The sequence below is a fragment of the Nocardia sp. NPDC004722 genome (assembly GCF_053601505.1).
The window spans coordinates 15,741-37,892 of record NZ_JBSGBY010000010.1 but is presented as its reverse complement, the minus strand read 5'-3'; the positions used below and the strand labels follow the sequence as shown (position 1 = coordinate 37,892).

At 63.5% G+C, this 22,152-nt stretch carries 19 protein-coding genes and 1 pseudogene; 11 read left to right on the top strand and 9 right to left on the bottom strand.

What is annotated here, in order from left to right; all coding sequences use genetic code 11:
- Positions 1 to 918, top strand: a 918-nt coding sequence (locus tag ACWELQ_RS02810) for an AMP-binding protein (protein WP_452395307.1), incomplete at its 5' end; no start/stop codon positions are given.
- A gap of 230 nt (positions 919 to 1,148) precedes the next feature.
- Here the strand turns inward: ACWELQ_RS02810 and ACWELQ_RS02805 are convergent.
- Entirely contained in the window at positions 1,149 to 2,081 is a 933-nt protein-coding gene (locus ACWELQ_RS02805) for a helix-turn-helix domain-containing protein (RefSeq protein ID WP_452395306.1), read from the bottom strand.
- Between the two features lie 115 nt (positions 2,082 to 2,196).
- Here ACWELQ_RS02805 and ACWELQ_RS02800 point away from each other — a divergent pair, with 115 nt between their 5' ends.
- Together ACWELQ_RS02800 and ACWELQ_RS02795 are read left to right on the top strand one after the other, a co-directional pair.
- Positions 2,197 to 2,583, top strand: coding sequence for a VOC family protein (locus ACWELQ_RS02800; protein ID WP_452395305.1), 387 nt, complete (start codon positions 2,197 to 2,199; stop codon positions 2,581 to 2,583).
- Between the two features lie 5 nt (positions 2,584 to 2,588).
- Positions 2,589 to 3,128, top strand: a complete 540-nt coding sequence (locus tag ACWELQ_RS02795) for a gamma carbonic anhydrase family protein (protein ID WP_452395304.1) — start codon at positions 2,589 to 2,591, stop codon at positions 3,126 to 3,128.
- Positions 3,129 to 3,188: 60 nt separating this feature from the next.
- Here ACWELQ_RS02795 and ACWELQ_RS02790 read toward each other — a convergent pair whose 3' ends face one another.
- Together ACWELQ_RS02790 and ACWELQ_RS02785 are read right to left on the bottom strand one after the other, a co-directional pair.
- Positions 3,189 to 4,085 (bottom strand): LysR family transcriptional regulator, encoded by an 897-nt coding sequence (locus ACWELQ_RS02790; protein ID WP_452395303.1) that lies wholly within the window; start codon positions 4,083 to 4,085, stop codon positions 3,189 to 3,191.
- Positions 4,086 to 4,151: 66 nt separating this feature from the next.
- Positions 4,152 to 5,282, bottom strand: a complete 1,131-nt coding sequence (locus ACWELQ_RS02785; protein WP_452395302.1) for an epoxide hydrolase family protein — start codon at positions 5,280 to 5,282, stop codon at positions 4,152 to 4,154.
- Between the two features lie 316 nt (positions 5,283 to 5,598).
- Between ACWELQ_RS02785 and ACWELQ_RS02780 the strand changes: the two genes are divergently transcribed.
- The 3 genes from ACWELQ_RS02780 (at position 5,599) to ACWELQ_RS02770 (ending at position 7,615) form a co-directional block, all read left to right on the top strand.
- On the top strand, positions 5,599 to 6,294 hold the full coding sequence (locus ACWELQ_RS02780; protein ID WP_452395301.1) for a hypothetical protein: 696 nt from the start codon (positions 5,599 to 5,601) through the stop codon (positions 6,292 to 6,294).
- Positions 6,295 to 6,323: 29 nt separating this feature from the next.
- Complete coding sequence (locus ACWELQ_RS02775; protein ID WP_452395300.1) at positions 6,324 to 6,914, top strand: hypothetical protein; 591 nt, start codon at positions 6,324 to 6,326, stop codon at positions 6,912 to 6,914.
- A gap of 98 nt (positions 6,915 to 7,012) precedes the next feature.
- The gene (locus ACWELQ_RS02770) at positions 7,013 to 7,615 is read left to right on the top strand and encodes a hypothetical protein (RefSeq protein ID WP_452395299.1); all 603 of its coding nucleotides are present in this window, start codon (positions 7,013 to 7,015) and stop codon (positions 7,613 to 7,615) included.
- A gap of 288 nt (positions 7,616 to 7,903) precedes the next feature.
- Here the strand turns inward: ACWELQ_RS02770 and ACWELQ_RS02765 are convergent.
- The 6 genes and pseudogenes from ACWELQ_RS02765 to ACWELQ_RS02740 all read right to left on the bottom strand — a co-directional run.
- Positions 7,904 to 8,259, bottom strand: a pseudogene (locus tag ACWELQ_RS02765) (ABC transporter permease subunit); the annotation flags it as partial.
- Positions 8,260 to 8,741: 482 nt separating this feature from the next.
- Positions 8,742 to 10,214 carry an MFS transporter gene (locus ACWELQ_RS02760; protein ID WP_452395298.1) on the bottom strand — a complete coding sequence of 491 codons (1,473 nt, stop codon included), beginning with the start codon at positions 10,212 to 10,214 and terminating at the stop codon, positions 8,742 to 8,744.
- Between the two features lie 531 nt (positions 10,215 to 10,745).
- Positions 10,746 to 11,108, bottom strand: a complete 363-nt coding sequence (locus tag ACWELQ_RS02755) for a hypothetical protein (protein ID WP_452395297.1) — start codon at positions 11,106 to 11,108, stop codon at positions 10,746 to 10,748.
- A gap of 174 nt (positions 11,109 to 11,282) precedes the next feature.
- Positions 11,283 to 13,250 (bottom strand): gamma-glutamyltransferase family protein, encoded by a 1,968-nt coding sequence (locus ACWELQ_RS02750; protein WP_452395296.1) that lies wholly within the window; start codon positions 13,248 to 13,250, stop codon positions 11,283 to 11,285.
- A 118-nt stretch (positions 13,251 to 13,368) separates the two neighbouring features.
- Positions 13,369 to 14,640: an MFS transporter gene (locus ACWELQ_RS02745; RefSeq protein WP_452395295.1), complete on the bottom strand. Its 1,272-nt coding sequence runs from the start codon at positions 14,638 to 14,640 to the stop codon at positions 13,369 to 13,371.
- Positions 14,641 to 14,642: 2 nt separating this feature from the next.
- Positions 14,643 to 15,206, bottom strand: coding sequence for a hypothetical protein (locus ACWELQ_RS02740; protein WP_452395294.1), 564 nt, complete (start codon positions 15,204 to 15,206; stop codon positions 14,643 to 14,645).
- Between the two features lie 694 nt (positions 15,207 to 15,900).
- On the opposite strand from ACWELQ_RS02740, the gene ACWELQ_RS02735 reads away from it, so the two are divergent.
- From ACWELQ_RS02735 to ACWELQ_RS02715, 5 genes are all read left to right on the top strand, one after another.
- A complete protein-coding gene (locus ACWELQ_RS02735) occupies positions 15,901 to 16,527 on the top strand; it encodes an FMN-dependent NADH-azoreductase (protein WP_452395293.1) in 627 nt (208 codons plus the stop codon).
- Positions 16,528 to 16,866: 339 nt separating this feature from the next.
- The gene (locus ACWELQ_RS02730) at positions 16,867 to 17,007 is read left to right on the top strand and encodes a hypothetical protein (RefSeq protein ID WP_452395292.1); all 141 of its coding nucleotides are present in this window, start codon (positions 16,867 to 16,869) and stop codon (positions 17,005 to 17,007) included.
- Between the two features lie 76 nt (positions 17,008 to 17,083).
- Positions 17,084 to 18,364: an FxsB family cyclophane-forming radical SAM/SPASM peptide maturase gene (locus ACWELQ_RS02725; RefSeq protein WP_452395291.1), complete on the top strand. Its 1,281-nt coding sequence runs from the start codon at positions 17,084 to 17,086 to the stop codon at positions 18,362 to 18,364.
- Positions 18,336 to 20,114: an HEXXH motif domain-containing protein gene (locus ACWELQ_RS02720; protein WP_452395290.1), complete on the top strand. Its 1,779-nt coding sequence runs from the start codon at positions 18,336 to 18,338 to the stop codon at positions 20,112 to 20,114. Before ACWELQ_RS02725 ends, ACWELQ_RS02720 begins: the two co-directional genes overlap by 29 nt.
- Positions 20,107 to 21,333, top strand: coding sequence for an MFS transporter (locus ACWELQ_RS02715; RefSeq protein WP_452395289.1), 1,227 nt, complete (start codon positions 20,107 to 20,109; stop codon positions 21,331 to 21,333). The genes ACWELQ_RS02720 and ACWELQ_RS02715 overlap by 8 nt, the downstream gene beginning before the upstream one ends.
- Positions 21,334 to 22,152: the final 819 nt, after the last annotated feature.

The following is a 22,152-nucleotide window of genomic DNA, read 5'->3' as shown; positions in this document are numbered from 1 at the left end:
TGCGCGACTGCTACGCGGCGGCCCGACGGCTTGGTGGGTGCCATCGAAATCCTCGCTGCCGGCGAACGAGAGCGAGTCTCCACCGTACGCTCCGGCTCGCAACCGGATTCGGCTGTGGAGGCGGCTCGGATCGGCACTGCGACCATGGCGAAAGCACTGGCCGAGGTCGTCGGCGAGGACCCACAGGCACCCGCCCTGGTGTCCGACGGTCAGGAAATCGCCTACCACGTCCTGGACCGTCGCAGCTCCCAGCTCGCCCGACTGCTCATGGACCGCAACGTGGGCCCCGGCGATGTCGTCGCTGTGGCATTGCCACACACCCTCGACGCGGTCGCGGCGGTCTGGGCCATTCTGAAGGCTGGCGCCGCGGTGCTGTTCGCGCACGGCATGTCGATCGACGAGATCCTTGCCGCGGGAGCCAAGTTCGGGATCGCCCAGGAACCTCCAGCCGATCCGGCGCACTGGCTGGTCCCCTCTGATCCCAGTGTTCAGGCCGACCTGGCCGCCCGCCCGATACATCCGGTCTCCTACAGCGACCGGGTGCGTCCGCTGAACGAATCCGATCCAACCTTCGTCTACCGCGACAACCAGGGCACTTGGACCATCATGAGCCAGACTGATGCTCTCGACCGTGCGTCCGACCTGCGCACCGACCACGAGATCGACTACCTGTCGGTTACTTTCACCACCGCTGCCACCGGCCTGACCGCCATCGACGAGTTCCTCGCCTCCGCCACTGCCGGCGCCCTTTCGGTTCTCCCGACAGGGGAGACCGCTTCAGATCTGAAGGGCGGCGAGGTAACCCACTGGTTCGTGACCTCCACAGACCCGACCGAGATAGCGGACGGGAACATCCACACCATCGCCGCCGAGGGGTCTCATGATCGCGGGCCGTCGCAGGAGGTTTCCGAGGTTTAGAGAGACGCCAGGCACGTTGTGGCACCCTGCCGCAACGTGCCCTCGGTTGTGAATGCGTTTGTTCTTGAGAATGTGGACACGCTGCTCGATCCACTCGGTTTGGCGTCTCCTCCACGCCGTGGTGTGTCAGCCGGGCAACAGTGGTTGGCGTCGGTGCAGCTGGATTCGAGCCGGTCACGGTCGTCATAGTGCACGCAGAACGTCGGCGTCGTCCGGTTGATGCTGCCGTGTCACTGCGCAGCGGGGGAGCCGTTGTCGGCGAGGTGGCTGTTTCGCCACTCTCGGGGGGTGGTGTCGTGGATGCGGCGAAATGCTCGGGTGAAGGTGTTGACGTCGTTGAAACCCACGCCGTGGGCGATGTCGGTCACCGTGGCCGAAGTTTCGCGTAGTCGACGACGGGCCTCATCGAGGCGCAGTCCGCGCAAGTGCGCTGCCGGGCTTTCACCCGTCCGTGCGAACAGCAGTTCCAGATAGCGTCGAGAGACGCCGTGAGCCGCGGCGACCGCCTCGACGTCGAGATCCGGGTCGGTCATCTGGCGCTGCATGAACGTGCGCGCGGCGTGCAGTAGCACCTCCCCGCTCAGTGGTTGCGCGCTGTGACCGGTGCAGTGCACATCGAGCACGGCTGAAAGCAGCTCGATCGTGGTGTCGGCGAGCTGGTCGTCGCTGCCGGGCGGGCAGCCTTCTCGCATGATTCCGGTCAGGACGTGCCGCAGCACCAGCAAGGCCGGAGCGCCGAACTCGATCGGGCGCGCGGTCGAGTCTCGGATCACTGACGTCTGCCCCCGAAGCCTGTGGCCGGGCACTTGGAGCACCAGATGGCGTTGCGGGAAGTCCGCGCGTAACTCGTAGGGACGCGCGGTATCGAGCAGGACAGCGGCATTCGCGATCACCTCCGCTCGGCGACCGGCCTGGTCGACCTTGCACGCGCCCGCGAGCTGGATCGTCAGGAAGGTGTCGTCGCTCGGGCCCGCAGCGATGAGCGCGTTATCGCGCTGTACCACCACCGGTGTCGAAGCGACGTGGGTGAGTCCGAGATCGGCGATGGTGCGCTGCCTGATCGTGCCCCGGAACGACTCGTCCGCGTGTACTCGTGTGGGGACGAAGGCGGCGCTGCAGACCTGGGACCAGTTCTCGACCCTGTCTGCCTGGAATGTCCGCACACCAGGACCATAGTGGAACCATGCGGCACGGGCTAACCGGTTGGTTTCGCAAATTGGCGATAATCCGTGCGCACGATGCCGAGAGCGACTTCAACCACGGCGGTACCGTGCGCGCATGAGCAAAGTCGAGGGATTCGCCCACGTTGTGTATCCGGTGGCCGATATCGATTCCTGTGGCGCGGCTTTCACCGCTCTGCTGGGTGCGGCCCCGGCCTTCGAGGGCACGGATTTCGCCGCTTTCGACGGCGGGGCGACCTTGTCGTCGAAGCCGTGGGTCGGTCATCCGCTCGTCTTCTGGTCTGTCGACGACGTCGCCGAGGCTCCCGCCGCGATGGTCGCGGCGGGAGCGACCACCTTGGGTGAGATCGCCGACGGATCCCTCGCCAAGATCGACACCGCCCAGATCACCCACGGAGGCCCGGTCAGCGGCATCGTCGACATGACCGGCAATCGAAACCCACGCCATCGCAACCACTTCGCTCTCGGCTCGAGGCTAGGGTGAGTGCGGTGCCACTCTACGAATTCGAAGGCAAGCGGCCCACTGTCGATCCGACCGCGTTCATCGCGCCCACCGCGACCCTGATCGGCGATGTCCGCGTCGAGGCGGGAGCCTCGGTCTGGTACGGGGCGGTGCTACGCGCCGACCTGGCCCCGATCATTCTGCGCGAGCGAGCGAACGTGCAGGACAACGCCGTGATCCATGTGCCGCAGGATGTCGCCGTCGAGATCGGGGCGGGCTCGACCATCGCCCATTCGGTGGTCTTCCATGGAGCCACCCTCGGCGCGGAATCGATTGTGGGCAACGGCAGCACGGTCCTGGACATGGCCAAGATCGGCAATGGAGTGATGGTCGCCGCGCACTCGTTGGTCGGTCCGGGGCAAGAGATTCCCGATGGCGTGCTGGCCGCGGGCTCACCCGCCAAGGTCAGGAAGCCGCTCAGCGGCACCGCGGCCGAACTGTGGGTCAAGGCCAACCCAGGCTTCTACGCCGACCTCGCACAACGACACCGCGCGCATATTGAAGAAGTCCGCAGTCCGGGGGAATAGTTCAGCGTCGAGACGCTTCTGATTCGCGACGTGCCGGACACTGTCCGTGAATGCGTCGCCTCAGCTCTGATCGAGCGACCCCAATTCTCGGACAATTCGAGCGAAAGACCGGATTTGTTCGTTCTCTCGGTCATCCTGCCAGACCAATGCCCACCGGACCAGATGTGAATCACTGATGGGCAGATAGGTGACACCGGGACGGTTATAGTAACGAGCGATATGGCTCATACCGGTAGTGAGCGCGCTGCTGGTGCTCACGGTGGTGAGAATGTCTTCCAGAGTGGAAATTTCGGTGATTCGCTCGATAGGCCTGCCCTTGGGTGTGTAGAAGGGACTGACAGAATCCTCCCAATATTCCGGGAGCGGCGCGCTTGGTTTGAAGACACCGAAGACACCAAAATCCTCCAGCGTCAGGCTTTCTTCGCCGATGAGCACGTGATTGCCCGGAAGGACCGCCACCATCGGCTCCGCGGAAATGATCGGCCCAACCGTCAATCCGGGTTCTTCCACCGGCAGCCAGGCTATGAGAACATCTGCCTCTCCGCGCTGCAAAGGCCCGAACTGATCACCGAATTCGGTGCTTCGGATCTGCAACTGCCACTGGGGATGTCGGCTACGGAATGCATCCCAGTAGGGCTGATAGTCGTAGGGGTTGTAACCGATCATCGCCACGCGTAGTACTCCGGCGATACCGACGGCCGCCGAGCGCGCATTCTCAATCGCTTGCAGCACACCGTCGTACGCCGGCCGAAGCTCGTTAAGGAGCTGGTGCCCGAGCGGCGTGATCTGCACATTTCGTGGATTGGATCGATCAACCAGGCGACCGCCGATGCGGCGTTCCTGGCTCTTGATCGACTGGCTGATCCGTGCCTGGGACAAATGCAGCCGTTGCGCGGTACGCCCGAAATGCAGTTCCTCGGCCAACACCAGGAAGATCTCGATATCCCGCAACTCCATAGCGACATTGTGCTCCAAATGGACCGATTTTGCGAACCGAGCTCCGAGAGAGGAACGGCGGAGGTGTCAGATAACCTTCGCGAAGAATTCGCGGATGTCATACAGCAGCAGGTCCGGCTCCCGATGCGCCGGCCAGCGCCCGCCGATGCCGAACTCGTTCCACTGCACGATGTTTGCGTGGTCGCGTTCGGCGAATTTGCGCAACGGCCGCATGCCCGGAGTGAAGGACGCCAGGCCGAGCGGCACTGCAGTAGGCGGCAGGGCCGCCACAGTGTTCTCGACAGGCAGTCCTTCCACGGGCGCGCACGTGTTGGTGAACCAGTAGATCGCGATATTCGTAAGGATTTCGTCGACGGGCATCGAATCGGTGAGAATCTGCCCGCTCCAGGCGAGTTGGGCAACGGGGGAGTCGGACAGGGCATGAGCCATCGTTTGCGGCGGCGCTCCGTAGTTATGGCGGGCCGACCGCTGCCAGAGCTGCACCAACATCAGCTCACAGGCGTTGAGTCCGTCAAGCTCCCCCTTGTCGCCCCGGGGGAAGGAGAAGATGTGGCCGACGTGTACGCCAATCACCTGTTCCGGTGCGAGTCTGCCCATTTCGGGCGCGACGCTGGCGCCGATCTCGTTGCCGTGCACACCGTAGCGGTCGTATCCCAGGCGCAGCATCAAATCGTGATAAATCGCCGCGGTCCGCCCCGGAGGCCAGCCCGGGACCCGTGACGGTCCGGAGAAGCCGTGACCGGGGTAGGACGGGATCACCACATGGAATGCCGAGGCTGGGTCACCGGCGTGAGACCGCGGGTCGGTCAGTTTCGCAACCAAGCCCAGGAATTCGGTGAACGAACTCGGCCACCCGGAGGCCAACAACAGAGGAGTCGCATCCGGTTCCGGCGAGACCACGTGGACGAAATGTATGCGTTGGCCATCGATCTCAGTGACGAACTGAGGAAAGCTGTTGAGCCGCAACTCCTGGGCGCGCCAGTCGAACCCGTCACGCCAGCGTTCGAGCAGCGGAACGACATACGACAGCGGAACCCCGTACTCCCAGCCAGGGCGCGCCGACAGTGGCCCGTCGCCAGGTTTCGAGAACTCCTGGGCCGCAACTGATTCGACAAACCTGGTGTGGGCTAATCGGCGATGGAGATCGTCCAGCTCGGTCTGTGGTATATCGATGCGGAACGGCGTGATCGCGGACAAGGTTGTTCCTTCGGTTCTTCCCGGAGTGCTCTCGGCAAGCCTGCGACAGCCGCGCAGGATGGAGCAACGACGAAACTTTGCCGGTTCGATCACTTTGAGTAATGACCTGACCGTGCTTCACAACTGCGCGACCGCGGTGCGGAGCGTGCCCTTCCATTACAAAAAGTGATCGGATCCTCGCGATGTCGGCGTTGTTCCACCGCCTGCGCTGTCGCAGGCTAGCTCCAGGATGGGACGCACTCGAAATGGCTTGGCCTGCACACTTGCCGGTCATCAGAGGTTGCCCCGATCGGCCGGTTCAGGAAAGAGCAGAAGCGTGCGAATTTCCAGTTGTCGTTATCACGTGTTCGAATACAGCCTGACGAGGGCCGCGCCTTGGGCTGTGGAACTACCGCCTGCCGTGGTCGCGACCTCGGCCTCTTTCGGCGAGTGTTTGTTCGTGACCGTCACTGTCGAACGGGGCGATGCCGGTCTCGCGCCCATGGCCGCCGAACTCATCCGGCGCATCGCGGAGGAGAGCACCGCGGACTCGATCGTCATCGACGGCCACTTCAACCCACCGTCCGTGGACGATCGTGCCCGTGCAGATTTCTTGTCCGAGCTCGCCGATGCGCTGGACCTGCTCGCTGAAATCACCGAACTCTCGGCATCGGCCGCGCCGACGCGCCTGATGCCCTTCGGCTGGCGCTACAGAACACGAGGCCTGGTCATTGCCGAGCGTCAGGCGCCTCGACCGATTCACCTGTGGCCCATAGATACTTGCGAGTCGACAGAGTCGCCTTCCGAAGTGATCGTTATTGTCGATCTACCAACCGGCATCGACACGTTCAGCGCTGAGCCCCGAGAAGTCGGCTTGAACCGTTTCAGTTGTTCGGCTAGGACAGTTGAGGTCGGGCGGCAGGTGCGCGCCGAATCATCAATCCTCCGAGGGGTATTCGCCGATGATCGCGAGGTACGCCGAGATAATGCGCAGTCATCTGATCATGCGACGATAGAGTCGCATCCGCGATGAGGATTCGGCACCTGGTACTGGCGGGCATTGTGGCGACCATCGTGGTCGCGTGCGGCGGGTCGGGGTCGAACTCGTCGCAGTCGACCTCGACCTCTACCTCGCCGATGCGCACGGCGTGCTCCGCCCTGGCGGCCAACGGATTGGTTTTCACCGCGGCGCGTCCCGGCGTGCCCTTTACCGTCCTACTCCCGGAACTCGAGGGATGGCGGGCGATACCGTCGGCCCGCAGTGACGACGACCTGGTGGTGCAACGTACTGACACCCACGGGGGACGGACCAGCGACGCCACTGTCACACTGCGCGTTTCGACTCCCTACCCGGCCGCCACCGCCCCGAGCAGGGTTTTTGGGATGACGGGTAACTGGCGGCAGTGGCGAACCGAGGCTATCCAGGTTTGCGGGCGAGCCGGCAACCGAGCCGGTGGCATTCTGGTCGCGTCCGAGGCCGGTGAGGCTGACCTCTATCGCGAGTACATCGATTTCGACTACGTCGCGGGCGAGATGCTGTATCCGATTCACATGCTGGTGCGGACCACGGCTGCCGCGCGCGATACCTATCAACCGGATATCGACACCTTGCTCGACGGATTGCAGGTGGTGCCGGCGCCTCGGGCCAGTTGAGCTGCGCGAATGCCTGCCCTCGAGGTCGAGGTATATCCACCAACGCCACACCGGAGATGTCGCCATTGCCATGGGTGGGAGCCCGCTACCGTGCCCTCATGGGATTGGATATCGCGGTCGGCGTTGACGATGACGAAAAGCGGGAAGAACTCGACCGGCTCACCCTGTTGCTGAGGGACGAGGGGATCGTATGGCAGCAACCCGAATCGTGTGAACTGCTGCCCGGTCGCGCGACGAGGACGTCGATGCCGTACTCCGCGCTTTACTGCCTGCATCGGGTGTACGCGCGATGCAAGGCGGGACTGCCCGTCACACCGGTGTCCCATACGGCGGAGGTGGACGCGGACCACGAGGTGGTGTCCGCTGAGAGGAGCATGGTCGAATCGCACCTGCTCGTCCACTCGGACGTCGACGGGTACTACATACCCGTGGATTTCGACCTCCCGGTGATTGTCGGCGAGGACTACGAGCGTGTGTGCTCCAGCCAGGGCCTGCTCGCCGAACTGCAGTACTGTGCTGCGTCGATCGGAATCCGGCTGGAGTCGGATCTCTCGTTGTCGGACACCGAGGCGCAGCGCATCGACGAACTGATCCGGGCCGACAGCGGAGCATTCACCTACGAGTGGCTGGCGTGGCTGGCATTGCACGAAGCATGCCGACAGAGCATCGAGGGCAACCAGGCCATCGTGTTCATCGGATAACCAACGGCGGCCAGGAAAGCGCACCCGCCAGAGGCAAGGTGTCGGGAAAGTTCTATTGCGTTGTGCCGAAGAGATTTTCGACCATCGAGTGTCAAGGCAAGCGCGTTCGCGCTCGCTGATCCGATCGGTTCACAGGTGATCAGCCAGCCGGTGATGCCTTGCGAGAGTGCGTCCAGCATGAGATCCGGTGGACCAGCGGCGGACTCTAAAACTGTTCCCGCCCTGGGTAAGTGAACAGGCAGGGCCTCTGGCAGAAGTCTTCGCAGGAAGGCAACGGGCGCTCGTTCTTCCGCTGAGTCCGGTGGCGGCGATGCCGCGGAGGAAGGCGCGTTGGGCGATCGCGTGGACGATGACAAGCGGCAGCAGGATGAGCATTGCCGCAGCCATGAGCGCCAGTAGATCTGCCAGGGGGAGCAGCCGTCGAGGGTGGCGGCCTCTTGGAGATCCTGATGCAATTCGCGGAAGAACTGCCGCATCAGGTAGGTGCTGAAAGCACTACAAGGCACGGCACGATCACCGCCCACGGTGTGTCCATCCAGCCGAAGTTGGCGAGATACAGGACGAATACGTATCGCGACCCCTGAAGTGCAAGCGGCGAACGCGTATCCGGCCGGGGAGCAGAAAAAGAGCCGACCGGCCGTGACGGATTCCGTCGGTCTTCGGCTCCGCTGCGAAGGCAAGATCGGATGTCTGCGGAGTGCTCGGCTCCAGCAGCACTCCGCGGCCCGGTCAGTCCGGCATAGATCAAATCCCACGCCATCAACACATCCGGAGATCTGCCCCCGGCACAGAAGGTCGACATCTGCTGCATCGGATCGGGTCCTGCCAACATCGGACGAACTCTGATGTCGGGGCGCTGGCGCTGAATCCCCTCGATGATCCGCAGGCGGCCCTTCGCCTCTTCCGGATTGGCCTGGAAGAAGTTTGTGAGCGCATCATCGTCGTCACTACCGCATCCCGCGACCTGCAGCGCCCACGCGGCGACACCCAACGCGCAGCCACGAAGGAATTTTCGACGCCCGAACGGCCTTCACGCGATGCGGTCTTTTCGGCCAGCGACACCAACGACACTGCGCGCGAGCGGGCTTACCCGGAGTTCTGTCATGTCGGCTGGATCGTCCAACGGTCACGCGTGTGGGTTCCGGTCGGTTGTCGCTGATGGCAGGGTGATGTCCTCCAGCGAACGGCCCTCGGCATCGACGGCGAGTCGATGGGCGATCAGGCCGCCGATGATCATGACGGTCGCGCCGAGCAGGTAGCCGAGGAACAAGCGGACCGGGTATGAACCGTCGCCGATCATCGCACCGTAGAGAACCGGCCCGAGTGCGCCGAAACATTGTGCGATAGCGAAGAATACGGCGATCGCCTTGGCGCGGACCTCGAGTGGGAAGATCTCGCTCACGGTCAGATAGGCCGAGCTCGCGCCGGCCGAGGCGAAGAAGAAGATGACGCACCAGCAGATGGTCTGGGTGATCGCGTTCAGCATGCCGGCGTAGAACAAGCAGGCCGAGATCGCCAGGAGGATTCCGGACAGGAGATAGGTTCCGGCGATCATGACGCGGCGGCCGATCGTGTCGAACAGATGCCCGATCACTAAGGGGCCCAGGAGGTTTCCGACGGCGAAGGCAATCAGGTACAGCGGCGTCACGGAGGTTGGCACGCCGTAGAACCTGCCGAGGACCAGTGTGTAGGTGAAGAAGATCGCGTTGTAGAGGAACGACTGGCTGATCATCAAGCCGGCGCCCAGGACGGCGCGGGAAGGATACTCGCGGAGGAGGACTCGGGTCAGGGCTGCATAGCCGATCTGGGTGGCGGGCCTGACTTCGACGGCCTGCGAGTCGTCCACCGGTGGCAGTTCGATTCCCCTCGCCTCCACCTCGCGCTCGATGCCGCTGATCGATTCTTCGGCGGCCTGCGAGTGGCCGTGCATGATCTGCCAGCGCGGGCTCTCGGGAAGATCGCGCCGGATGAGCAGGATCACCAGCCCCAGGACCGGACCCATGAGGAACCCCAGCCGCCAGCTCAACGACAGCGCCACCTGGTTGAGCAGAACGTAGGCGCCCAAAGTGCCGAGTATCGCTCCGGCCCAATAGGTTCCGTTCACCGCGATGTCTACCCGACCGCGGTATCGTGCCGGAATCAGTTCGTCGACGGCGGAGTTGATCGCGGCGTACTCCCCGCCGATGCCCATGCCCGCGATGAACCGCGTGAGGTACAAGAACACCAGCCAGCCCGCGCCGCTGCCCAGGGTCAACGCGGTCAGGCCGCTGCCGAACAGGTAGATGCCGAGCGTGGTCATGAACAGTTTCCGGCGACCGAGGCGGTCGGACAGACTGCCGAAGACCAGCGCGCCGACCACCTCGCCGATGAGGTAGATCGTCGCCATGAAGCCGACCGCCGTCGAGGACATGTGCAGCGCCTCGGGCTCGCGCAGGGTGTCCGCGACAGCGCTGGACACGGTGATCTCCAGCCCGTCGAGCACCCAGGCCACTCCCAGCGCGACCACCATGCGGGTGTGGAATCCGGACCAGGGCAATCGATCGATGCGCGCCGGTATCAGCGTCCGCTCCACACCGGCCGTGCCGGTCTTCTCCGTCATGACGACTCCTGTGTCGACCCCCGACGTCCCCCGGCTGCACGGAATCGGATCCAGGGCGCGGGCCCGGTACCGGCAGTCCCGATCGCGTGAATACACGCGCGCCGAACAGCCTATGGCGTTCCCATGGATGGAGAGCTGCGACATGGTCTAGAGTATGGCGAATACTGTTATTGCCCAAGCACTTTCATGATTCTTCGGCGTGACACTGGGAGCTTCGGCAGTGCGACGATGACGGGTGTCGAGTACGGCGGCCGCAGTGCGAAGGATGACAGCCGAGCCCGCGTCCGACAGCAGCGGTATCCAGCCCGAGATACGGCGAATTCTGTTGTTGAACAATACGATCGGAGCCCGGCATCTATCAGCCCGAGCGCCGTCGCGAACGAATTCGCCAGGAAGCCGCCATCCTGTGTGCAGGATGGTCCGCTCGAATCGTCGCAGCCGTCTATGCGATCCTGGGCCGCGATCGAAATGCACTGGTGTAGAAGCTATTCAGTGCGGCGGCATCCCTGGCATACGGGCCGGTCGAACTGGTCAGCAGCTGCCGAACGAGCCGGTGCACAGGCGCGGAGGCAGACCGGGGTAGTCGTCGTACCACGGGTCGTCGTCGTACCAGGAGCCCCCTGGGAAGGGGTCCGCCCACATCGGCGGGTGTACCCACCAGGGCGGAACCGGCGGAACCGGCGGACCGGGGTGCGGGCCCCGCCAGCCCGAATGCCCTCCCGGCCAGCCGGGCGGTGCCGGATATGCCGGGTGCGAGGCGTTCCCGGCCCCAGATTCACCGGGCGTCGCCTGGGCCGGATCGTGCACCATCAGAACCGGCAGGGCCGACAGCGCGGCGACCGCGCATACCCGTTGCGCGAGCCGACGAATCGGCGTCCTTCTGCTCTCGAGCATTGTTTCCCCTTCTCTCCGACCGTGTTCGAACCACGTCGTGCGTCGAGAGTCTAGGGCAATCGATCCCGGCCGAAGGACGGCTGTTGCCACGCCTGAGAAGCTCGATTTATCGTCCCACACAACTGAATTCGTGTCGCGGAACGGACATCATTCGACGTCCGCGTGCGACGGTGGTCAGTTCGCGGGTTCGTCGCCGAGCACTACACCCTCGCGGCGGGGGTCGGCCCCGCCGATCCAGCCGTCTCCGTCCTTGACCAGGGCGGACAGACCGCTGGATTGTGGTGCGACGGAGACGTTGTGGCCGAGTTTGCGTAGTTGTCCAACCAGGGGGTCATTGTCGCCGTTGCCGTCGGCTCGGATGGCGGGATGTTCGCCGCCGAGGTTGGTGGTGGGGGAGTTGGCGGCACCGAAGTCGACCATCGACACCGCCTGTTGCGGGTCGAGACCCCAGTCGAGCAGTGCGACAAGCGTTTTCACGACGAATTGGATAATGACCGCGCCGCCAGGGGAGCCGGTCACATAGTGCAGTGGGCCGCGGGTGCCGTCGGGGTTGCGGTCGAAGACCAGGGTCGGGGCCATGGAGCTGCGTGGGCGCTTGCCGGCCTCGAGGCGGTTGGCGATGGGTGCGCCGGTGCGGTCGGCAGGTTCGGCGGAGAAGTCGGTGAGCTGGTTGTTCAGGATGAAGCCGTCGACCATGTGCAGCGAGCCGAAGGCCGACTCGACCGTGGTGGTCATGGACGCGGCGTTGCCGTAGGAGTCGACGACGGAGATGTGGCTGGTGCCGTGTTCGGGCTGGAGTGGGCCGTCGCCGATCCGGGCCGAGGAGAATTCGCCGGGTTTGGCGGTGCCCATGCTGTGGGCGGGATCGACGAGCGCGGCGCGCTGCTTCAGATAGGCCGGGTCGATCAGGGCCTGCGGGCTACCGCCGGGCATCGGCACGAAATCGGTGTCGGCGACGTATTTGTCGCGGTCGGCGTAGGCGAGTCGTTCGGCTTCGGAGATCAGGTGCACGGCCTCCGCGGTCGGTGTGCCGCCGTCACGGCCGACGGTGGTATCGCCGCCGGTGTTGCCGGGTTTGTGCGCGGCCAGGTCGAAATTGGACAGAATCCCGAGCGTGGCGGCCACGGCGATGCCGCCCGACGAGGGATTGGGCATGCCGCAGATCTCATGGGTGCGGTAGGGCGCGCAGAGCACGGTGTGCTTCTCGGCGCGGTAGCCGGCCAGATCCGCGACGGTCGTGAGACCCGGGGTGCGGCCACCGGAGGCCGTGGTGATGGCATCGACGATGTCCGCGGCGATGGTCCCGGTGTAGAAGGCATCGGGACCATCGGTGGCGATGGCCGAGAGCGTTTTGCCCATCGCCGGATTGGTCAGCACAGTACGCACCGGTTTGGCGGTGCCGTCGGCGCGCAGGAAATAGGCCCGCGCATTCGGGTCCCGGGCGAGATCGGTTGCGGAGTCCGCGATTTGGCTCGCCAACCGAGGGCCGATCTCGAAACCTCGATCGGCCAGGCCGATAGCCGGATCGAACAACGCCTTCCATGAGTGTTTGCCGTGCTCGCGGTGGGCGAGTTCGAGCAGCCGCAGGACTCCCGGGGTGCCGATGGAACGGCCGCTGACGCGGGTGTTCGGTTGCGGGACGGTGTGGTCGGTGTCGTTGATGTAGCGCAGATAGTCGGGAGTTGCCGCGGCCGGCGCGGTTTCGCGACCGTCATAGGCGTCGACGGTCTTGGTGGCGGCGTCGTAGTAGAGCAGAAATGCACCGCCGCCGATACCGGTGGCCTGCGGTTCGACCAGGCCGAGCACGGTTTGGGCGGCGACGAGCGCGTCCGCGGCGGTGCCCCCGTCGCGCAGTACCGCGCAGGCCGCTTCGGTGGCGACCGGGTTGGCGGTGGAGACCGCGAATGTGCCGGTGCGCACGGGTTTCATGCCGGAGCGATACCCGGTGGCGATCTCCGGGTTCATGGCCAGATTCGTGGAGGTGGGGCCGGACGGGATACCGGAGGTGACCGGTACCCCATTGGGGGTGGTGGTGCAGGAAGCCCGGTGCTGATCCGACTTCGAGCAGGCGGTGGCCAGCCCGAGCAGCATCAACGTGACGGCGGCAATGCCGCCCAGGGTCCGCGGTCGCAAACGCCTCATGAATCGAGAACTGTAGTGCTGTAGTCAGCGCTGGGAAGGTTCGTCCGCGCCCGGCAGTGATTGCCGGTTCACTTGTGGCACTACTGTTTTCGCATGCGTGAGATCGAACGCGGAGTGGCTAACCGATCTTGTCCGGATTGGTGCGCGAGGCTTGGGTGATCCAGTTCGTCGCCGGCTGCGCGGCGCGCGGCGAGGGCTCCGGGAGGCGGCGTGCGCGGCGTGCGAGCACGATCATGCCGATGATGAGAGCCCACCCGGTCATCGAGGTGCCAAGGACCGACAGCAACGTTCCCGAGATCAGGGCGCCGATGGCCGTGCCGCCGTGGGTGATGAGCCTGGAGGCTCCGAAAACCCTGCCCACGACTTCCTCCGGGAAAGCCCGTACCCGATACAAGGTTACCGCGATATTGCCGATCGGCGCGGCGAAGCCGGCACCCATCCAGCACAGCGCAATCACGATCGGGTGCGAGTCGATCACGATCGGTATGAACAGGATCGTCCACGCCCACAGCGTGGCGGTGAGCAGGACTCGAGGGCTGTAGCGTTGGGCGAGCCCCGCCGCGGGAACCGCGCCGAGTATTCCGCCCAAGCCGGTGGCACCCAGAACCAGGCCGATCAACCAGGCCGAATGACCACCCGCTTTGATCTCCACGGTGATCAGCAGGATCAAGATCGAGAAAACGATGTTCGTGATTCCGATGATCGATGTCGCACCGCGCACGAACGGCTCGCCCCAAATGCTACGGACACCGGCCCAGGCCTGATTCCAATCCCACACTCGAGCAGGCTTCGGGCGGTCCGGCTCCACCGGCGCCGCGCCGCGCATTCGGGACAATGTCCACAAACAGAACAGGTAGGAGAAGGCATTCGCGAGGAACGGCAGGCTGCGGGCAAGACCAAGGGTCGCGGCGCCGAGCATTCGGCCCACCATGTTCGCGATCGGCTGCTCTGCCTCCAAGAAGGAATATGCCACGGGCCGTTCGTTCGCCGAGACGACCTCGCCGACCAAGCCCAGCTCGCTGGTGTTGAAGAACACGTACGCCGCGCCCTCCACGAACGCCGCCACGGCGAGAAACAGCGGCAGGCCGGGTGGTCGCAGGATGATCGCCATCGCCGCCAAGAGTGTGGCCAGCAGACCCAACTGCTGGCACAGCACCAGGATGCGTCGACGATCCCAGTAATCCGACACCACGCCCGCCGGTACTTCGAAGATCAGGCCCGGCAGCGCGATCGCGAAGCTGACCACGCTCGTCCACATCGGCGAATCCGTCAAAACCATTGCCAGCAACGGATAAGCGAGCCGGACACCGTGCAGGCCGATATGGGAAGCGGCATTACCGGACCACAGCAACAAGAAGTTCCGGTTGCTGAAGATCGTCGAGTGGGACATGGTCAGGCGATTTTGGCGACGACCGCGACGACGGCGCGCAGGGTGGTGCGCCACGATCGGATGACCACCACCGCGGCCGACCCGCAGGCGACGGCGATCGCGGCGAACGACCACAGGGTGAGTTCGGTCGGCCGCGTCGGCCCCTCCTTGCCCGGCCACGGGTAGGAACCCCGGCCCGACAGCGCGTCCAGTGCCATGCCTATTTGTGGGCCCAGATCACCGCCCATACCCAGCGATGCCGCGACGAGGGGTTTATGGCTGTCGAGGTTGAGTACGTCGACCAGGATCAGAATCGCGAGAACCACGGTCGCGATGGCGGTGACGGCGCCTGCCGTCTCGCTGCCGCTGCGTATCGCCTGGACCGCGGCGATCACGACGACGACGATGGTGACGGTGGCAAGAATCGCCCAGACACCGGTAATCCGGGCGCCCGGAGGCGCCGCCTGTGACCAGAGGTTCAAATGTCTGCTCGTGCGCTGCATCCGGCCGAAGGCATCGACGGTGCCTTTACCGTCCCAGCCCGAGGCCCGCAGCCAGGGCTGGAACATCATGAAGAAGACGGTCACACTTCCTACTGCCGCAACAAGATAGGGCCAGGACTTCGTGACCGATCGCAGGGCCGCCGCACCCGGGGAGGGCACGGTGCGCGGACCGGAGGACTGGGTTGGTGTCGGTTGCACCATCAAAACAGCCTACAAACGCGTTTTCTGTGGTATCGCCATCGCTGGGAATCGCCTGTGCACCAGTTGATCCCGGAACGGCTCTGACCGATCGCACCGCGATCGACACCGGCCTCACGAAACTCCCATGATCAAATCCCTACGCTGCAGCTCGTGAATTGCCCCGACAGGGCAGCGACCGCTGAGACGGACCGGACACGGATGGCTTCGCTTCGCGAGCAACTGATCTGGCAATGGACCAACGGGCGATACAGTCGACGAGCCGCTCTGGCCGACTACGAACGCGTCTGGGAGACTGCGCCGGCGTGCTGGAAATGCCGTCACGCGGAGCGTGGCGCGCACTGGTGCAGAACGGCCACGCGCCAATCGTGCAGGATCTGCGCTGCTGGGCAGAGCTACGGTTCGTGACTGATCGCCATGCTGCTTCTCAGGAGTGGGAGGTCCGAGATCGCAATCTGGGTGCGGCCGTCGATACTGTTCGCCTCGCCGGAATTCATCGCGGCCGGTCGGGAGGCGCCGCGATCCACCATCGATGCTGATCGCCGAAGCCTCTACCCCGCAATCACTTCGAGGACAGCACATGGCTCGGCTACTGCATATTTCCGCCTCACCACGCGGTGAGCACTCCGAATCGCTGGCGCTGGCCCGGTCCTTCCTGAACGGATACTCGGAATCACATCCGGACACGCTCATCGACGAGTGGGACCTCTGGGGGACATACCTGCCCGCGATGGGTACGGCCGCCGCGCAGGCGAAGATGAACGCGCTCAACGGAATCGAACTCACCGAGGCGCAGGAATCCGCCTGGACCCGGGTGCAGTCCACCTTCGACCGATTCAACGGCTACGAGCACTACCTGTTCAGCGTGCCCATGTGGAATCACGGCCTGCCCTACATCCTCAAACACTTCATCGACGTGGTGTCGCAGAACGGACTGCTGTTCAGCGTCAGCCCCGAGCACGGCTACCGCGGCCTGCTCACCGGCAAGAAGGCCGCCGTCATCTACACCTCGGCGGTCTATCACCCCGACGGTCCCAGCACCTTCGGCGTCGACTACCACGCCGCCTATTTCGACCACTGGCTGAACTTCGCCGGCATCACCGACACCGCCCGAATCACCTTCCTCGCCAACATGTTCGCCCCGAACGCCGACATCGCACGCAAGCAGGCGCACCAGGACTCCACCGCGCTCGGCAAGAGCTTCTAATCTGGCCTGTCGGATCGGATCGGTTGCCACACAATCCTTTCCGATCCGAATTCGACACCTCGGTGCTGCCGCCCCTGTGTAAGACCGCCCTCCTGGGCCTACAGATGAGAAATGATGTCCGGAATGATCGAGTTCATATCGACCTGGCGTCGGCGGCGTTCCGGGCCCTTCCAGCCCTTGATCAGGGCCAACAGGACTCTAATACCAAATGGTCTCATTCATTGGGAGCGGGCCACCCGCTCGCCAAGTTCCCATCAATGGGAAGAGCTGAGAACGATATGGCCCGAATTCTACGTAACCTTGTCTCGGCGATATACGCCGCACAGATGGAGGTTCAGAGTGATCAGTCTCAACTACTTCGCCAACAGCACCCAGGAGTCCATGCTGGCGAGCGCGTCGCCTGCGCTGCGTGCCGCAGTCGAGCGTCAACTCACTGGCACCAGCCGGACGCAAGCCTTCCAGGCGTTCATCGGCGAGTAGCCATCGATGAAATCGGGCCCAGCGGGGCAGCACGACACTCTCCGCTGGGCTGCCTATCCGATGGCTGGAGGTCGATATGGAATCCGCACAAGTTTCACTGGGCTTACCCCGGTATCAACCGCTTTGGCCCGAAGCCGGATTGGATGTCGCCGCACTGCAAAGGAGCGGTTGGACACCACTGCCATTCCGAGAATATGTAGTCAAGATTCATAGCCGCTGCAACCTGGCGTGCGACTACTGCTACGTCTACGAGATGGCCGACCAGAGTTGGCGCGACCAACCAAAGGTTATGAGCCGTAGAGCATTCGTCGATACATGTGAGACGATCGCGGCGCATGTGCGTCAGCATCGCGTTACCTCGATCCAACTGGTATTTCATGGTGGCGAGCCTCTTCTTGCCGGACATGAAGAACTGGACTTCTTCGCACGCCATGCACGCCAAGCGCTCGGATCATTGACCAACGTCCGACTGGGGATGCAGACCAACGGCGTCCTGCTGGATGACGAGTTCTTGCGCATCTGCGCAGATCACGCCATCAAGATCGGTGTCAGTCTCGATGGCGACCAGGCCGGGAATGACCGACACCGCCTGGACCGCCGAGGTGAGGGCAGCTTCTTGCGGGTAACCGCAGGATTGGAGCGGCTTCTCACCTCGCAATACCGAAGCTGCTTCGCAGGTCTGCTCTGCACGATCGATACCGACAACGACCCCATCGACACCTACGAGGCTCTAACACAATTCCAGCCTCCTGCCATCGATTTCCTTCTGCCCCACGGGAACTGGACCACACCACCACCCAAAGTGCCCCTGGACCAATCGAACACTACGTACGCGGACTGGCTCATAACCATCTTCGATCGATGGTATTCCGAACCGACTCTGCCGGTCAGGATTCGTCTCTTCGACTCCATACTGGATCTGCTCCTCGGCGGCACCTCCGGATCGGAAGTCATCGGACTGCAGCCGATCCAGCTGGCAGTCATCGAAACCGACGGCACCATCGAGCAGGTCGACCAGTTGAAGTCGACCTTCGCAGGCGCCACCAGGATCGCGTTGCACGGCAAGGGAAATCCCCTCGACCAGGCCATGCACCAGCCTGCCGTGATCGCAAGGCAGATCGGGGCGGCGGCCTTGTGCGACGAATGCCTCGCATGCCCGATCCATGCCGTGTGCGGCGGCGGTCACTACGCACACCGGTACAACGCGAACAATGGATTTCGAAACCGATCGGTGTACTGCGCTGACCTGACGGCACTGATCCGTCATATCGAATCCCGTGTACTCGACGAAGTCGAACGCATCTCCAGAACAGCTGAACAGGAACTCGATGACCGCGATACCCACCGGAATCGATAGGGTCACCGCTGATCTGAGCACCGGTCACGGGTCCGCGGCTTCCATCGCCGAGCTGGTCGACGGTTCGGTCCTGGCCCGCATGGTCCTGCTGCGCACGCTCATGACAGAGATAGAATCCGAGATCGCGGACGAGGCCGGACTGCCGGAAGCCTATCAACGCCTGGCAGAGCTGCAGAACACCCATCCGATGCAGGTACGGGATGCACTGTCCTACCCTCACACAGGCACTTGGCTGGTGAGTGCGATCCGCAGGATGCGTACGGCAACCGATGCATCCGACATCCCATTCTGGGCAGATTGCGGCTATCTCGGATGGCTCGCCACAGCATGCGCGATATCGTGCGAACCCTCCGGCGCGGCGAATGTTGTGGTACGTGCAGGTGCGGTAATGCTTCCTGGCCTCGGACTGGCAGGCTTGGCCGACCCCCAACGACACGGGCACTGCCGGGTCGAATGGTCGGGCCAGTCACTGACCTTCATCACCGACGATCACATTTTTCGCGTTAACGCGATGGATAGCGAGGACAACCCCGGCTGGCTGCCGATGCGCCGAATGTACGTTTCAGATCGCTCCCACTCCGTTTTGCTGGACGACCTCGATCCCCATCGTGATTCGTCGACTAACGAAACCAGTCGCCGCACCCGACTTACCGCCGTGGAGGCTGAGCGATGGCAAGAGAAGTTCGAAGAGGCCTGGTCGCTATTGGAGCGCGACTTCGAGTCCTACCTCGTACCAATGCGCGACTGTCTCAAAATACTCGCCCCGCTCAGCACACAGCCAATGGCTACGAGCACAAGCCATACCGAGACCTCCGCAAGTGGTTGCGTTTACACCACTGCGTCGGCCGACCCCTGTCAGCTTGCCCTGACACTGATACACGAGATCCAGCACAGCAAGCTAAATCTGTTGCTCAATCGGGTCGTTTTGGTGGAGTCAGATCGGGGACCGCGTTTCTATGCGCCCTGGCGCGACGATCCACGCCCTCTTCCCGGACTCCTCCATGGCATCTACGCATTCTTCGGTGTCACCAACTTCTGGAGAGTGCACCGTCGTTCCGACTGCCACAACACGCTGACAGCACACATCGACTTCGAACTTTGGCGCAGACAAGTCTTGACGGCGATCGAGCAGGCCGTCGGGTCGGGAGCGTTAACACCCGAAGGACTGCTACTGGTACGCACATTGGCGACCGCCATGGCCCCATGGCAGTACGAACAAATACCACCTGCTGCGAAGTCGGCGGCAGCCGACGTTGTACGAGCACATCGAGCGTTCTGGCACGTACGGAACCTCATACCCGACGCGAACGACATCGCACTACTTGCCCATGCCTGGCGCGTTGGCGAACCGAAACCGACTCGAGTCGTTCAGTCGTCTCCGACGGACCAGGACTCCATCCCCGAACGGTATCGGACCTTGCGTCTGTCGGCACAGCTCAAGTCCCCACACCGCAGTGCACACCTACCTGTCGGCGGCCATGACCAAGCATTGGGCGACGGCGCGCTTCTCAAGGTCCGATACGCCGACTCCGTTCAGCTGTATCACCAAGAGCTGAACCAGGATCCGCTCCGACCGCAAGTCTGGGCAGGACTGGCTGTTGTGCTTCCGAAACTGTATCCAGACGAAGACTTCACCATCCTGCACCGCCAGGCCGAGGTCGCGGCTTGGCTGTACCGCGAGCTGCGGAAGTGCGGAGTTAACCTACTCGCCTTGTTACGTTGGCTGTCGCAGGAAAGTGTCGATGTCTAGGACCGGTGTCTTCCGAAGCCGAACCTTCCGCTGGCTCTGGTCCGGCAACCTGACCTCATTGGCCGGTTTCCATTGTGCCCGAATCGCCTACCCACTACTCATACTCGCTCTGACCGGGTCGCCGGCAGCTGCTGGCTGGTCGGGATTCGCGCTCGGACTACCCGGTCTACTCCTGCAACTCCACGCCGGCGTTGTAGTGGATCGGGCCGATCGACTACGAATCCTCTTCTGGTGTCAGATCGTCGGGATCATCGCGACATCCGTCGCAGCACTCACCGCGTGGATCCAGCCGCCCGGCTTGGTGCCGATACTTGTCGTCGCGGCCTTCACCGAGGGCAGTGTATACATCTTCGTCTATCTGGCGGAGATCGGTGCGGTTCGGGACGTGGTCGCTGTCGACCAACGACCCGATGCGTTCGCTCTGATGGAGGCGGAGGCACCGATCGCCAATCTTGTCGGACGGGCCGCAGGCGCAACACTGTTCGGGATTTCGCGTGCGGCGCCTTTCCTGGTCAACGCCATGTCGTATGTTTACTGCTTGCTGGCGTTGTCCGCGATTCGCGGACAACGCCTTCCGGCCGTCGCCGTTGCCGTCGAACGACGATCGACCTGGCGGGATATCGTCGTGGGGCTGCAGGTCGTGCATAGAGAGCGTTTCCTGCGCGCTTCCACGACCATGATTGCCGGATCTAACGGCCTCATTCAGATCGCGCTCCTAGTGATCCTGGTAGAACTGCAGGCAAGCGGGCGACCAGCGTGGGCGATCGGTCTTACCCTCGCCGCAGCGGGGGTAGGTGGCATCGCAGGGGCAGCAATCGCATCCAAAGTGCTCGTGGTGTTCACACCTCAGACGGTGTACCGCATCGCGCTCTGGATTTGGACGGGCCTCCTCGTGCCGGTCGCGCTGTCCACCAACATCGTCATATTGTCCGTGTGCTGGTGCGGAATCGGCTGCATCGGTGTCGTCAGCAGCGTGGCCCTGACCGTGTACCGAGTTCAAATCGTGCCCGAACAAGTTCTCGGCCGCGCGACCGCGACAATGTCCGTCGTCAACGATAGTGGAGCGGCCTTCGGTGCCCTCGTGGCCGGTTACCTGGTTTCCTTTGTGGGCACCACCGCGGCCGGCTGGCTCGTGCTGGGGGCAATGGGGGCGCTCGCGCTCTACGCAGGACGAATGGTCTCCGAAGGAGTTGAAGCGAGCGCTCTTTCGGCGCCGTGAGTACGGTCGGACATATTTCCGCGCTTTCAGCCTTGGTCGAGAGAGCCCAGATCACTTGCGAGGTATTCCCAGCGCTGGCAAGTCGCCGACAAGGATGGAAGGCTAGGTTTCGCCGATCTTCTTCGATCTACACCCCTGGAGAAGCCGACTAATTCGTCACGTGACATCAAATTGCATCTACAGACGATAGTCCTGGTGAAAGTCTCGGCCGAGCCAGCAGTACCCCCATCGCCGACGTTGCGCCCGCCGAATCTTCAAGATGGACAAATCGATTCCAGATCTGGCTGCGCCGTCGGGCACCCCTGATGGAGCGGACCGGGCTGGCAGAACGCCTCGCCGACCGGACGATCGACGTCCCGAACATCATCGTCAACGCCTGAGCCGCCACGGCAGGATCCGCCCCTGTCCGAGCGGATCGCCGGCGGCATCATCGTCGGCGCCACCACCAGAACCTCTGTACCAGGATATCTTTCGTCATATCGACGTATCTTGAGGCCGGGATCCGGCCTCATCATCAGTATCGATGCCCGCCACGACCCCGCCGAATGACGGGGGAAGAGTTACCCTGGCGACCGGCCCTGCACAAGCGATCGGCTCCCCAACGCTGACACCGGGCTGGTTTGGAGCCTACGCGACCTCGATGAGGGTGACGACCGGATCGTACGAACCCGTCGGCGGCGGGTAGATCTGCGCCACCTGCCAGACCTGCCCCGCGAAGTCGATGTGATCACCGCCGTGAACCGTCACATGCCGCTCACCACCGCTGTCCTTCACGAACAGCCGGGCCGCGGGCCGTCCCCGCTCATCGACGTAACTCTG

Bases quoted from the DNA above. Each gene is read 5' to 3' on its own strand.
- ACWELQ_RS02800 (WP_452395305.1), top strand. From the start codon at position 2,197: ATGAGCAAAGTCGAGGGATTCGCCCACGTTGTGTATCCGGTGGCCGAT.
- ACWELQ_RS02790 (WP_452395303.1), bottom strand. From the start codon at position 4,085: ATGGAGTTGCGGGATATCGAGATCTTCCTGGTGTTGGCCGAGGAACTG.
- ACWELQ_RS02770 (WP_452395299.1), top strand. From the start codon at position 7,013: ATGGGATTGGATATCGCGGTCGGCGTTGACGATGACGAAAAGCGGGAA.
- ACWELQ_RS02760 (WP_452395298.1), bottom strand. From the start codon at position 10,214: ATGACGGAGAAGACCGGCACGGCCGGTGTGGAGCGGACGCTGATACCG.
- ACWELQ_RS02755 (WP_452395297.1), bottom strand. From the start codon at position 11,108: ATGCTCGAGAGCAGAAGGACGCCGATTCGTCGGCTCGCGCAACGGGTA.
- ACWELQ_RS02750 (WP_452395296.1), bottom strand. From the start codon at position 13,250: ATGAGGCGTTTGCGACCGCGGACCCTGGGCGGCATTGCCGCCGTCACG.
- ACWELQ_RS02745 (WP_452395295.1), bottom strand. From the start codon at position 14,640: ATGTCCCACTCGACGATCTTCAGCAACCGGAACTTCTTGTTGCTGTGG.
- ACWELQ_RS02735 (WP_452395293.1), top strand. From the start codon at position 15,901: ATGGCTCGGCTACTGCATATTTCCGCCTCACCACGCGGTGAGCACTCC.
- ACWELQ_RS02725 (WP_452395291.1), top strand. From the start codon at position 17,084: ATGGAATCCGCACAAGTTTCACTGGGCTTACCCCGGTATCAACCGCTT.
- ACWELQ_RS02720 (WP_452395290.1), top strand. From the start codon at position 18,336: ATGACCGCGATACCCACCGGAATCGATAGGGTCACCGCTGATCTGAGC.
- ACWELQ_RS02715 (WP_452395289.1), top strand. From the start codon at position 20,107: ATGTCTAGGACCGGTGTCTTCCGAAGCCGAACCTTCCGCTGGCTCTGG.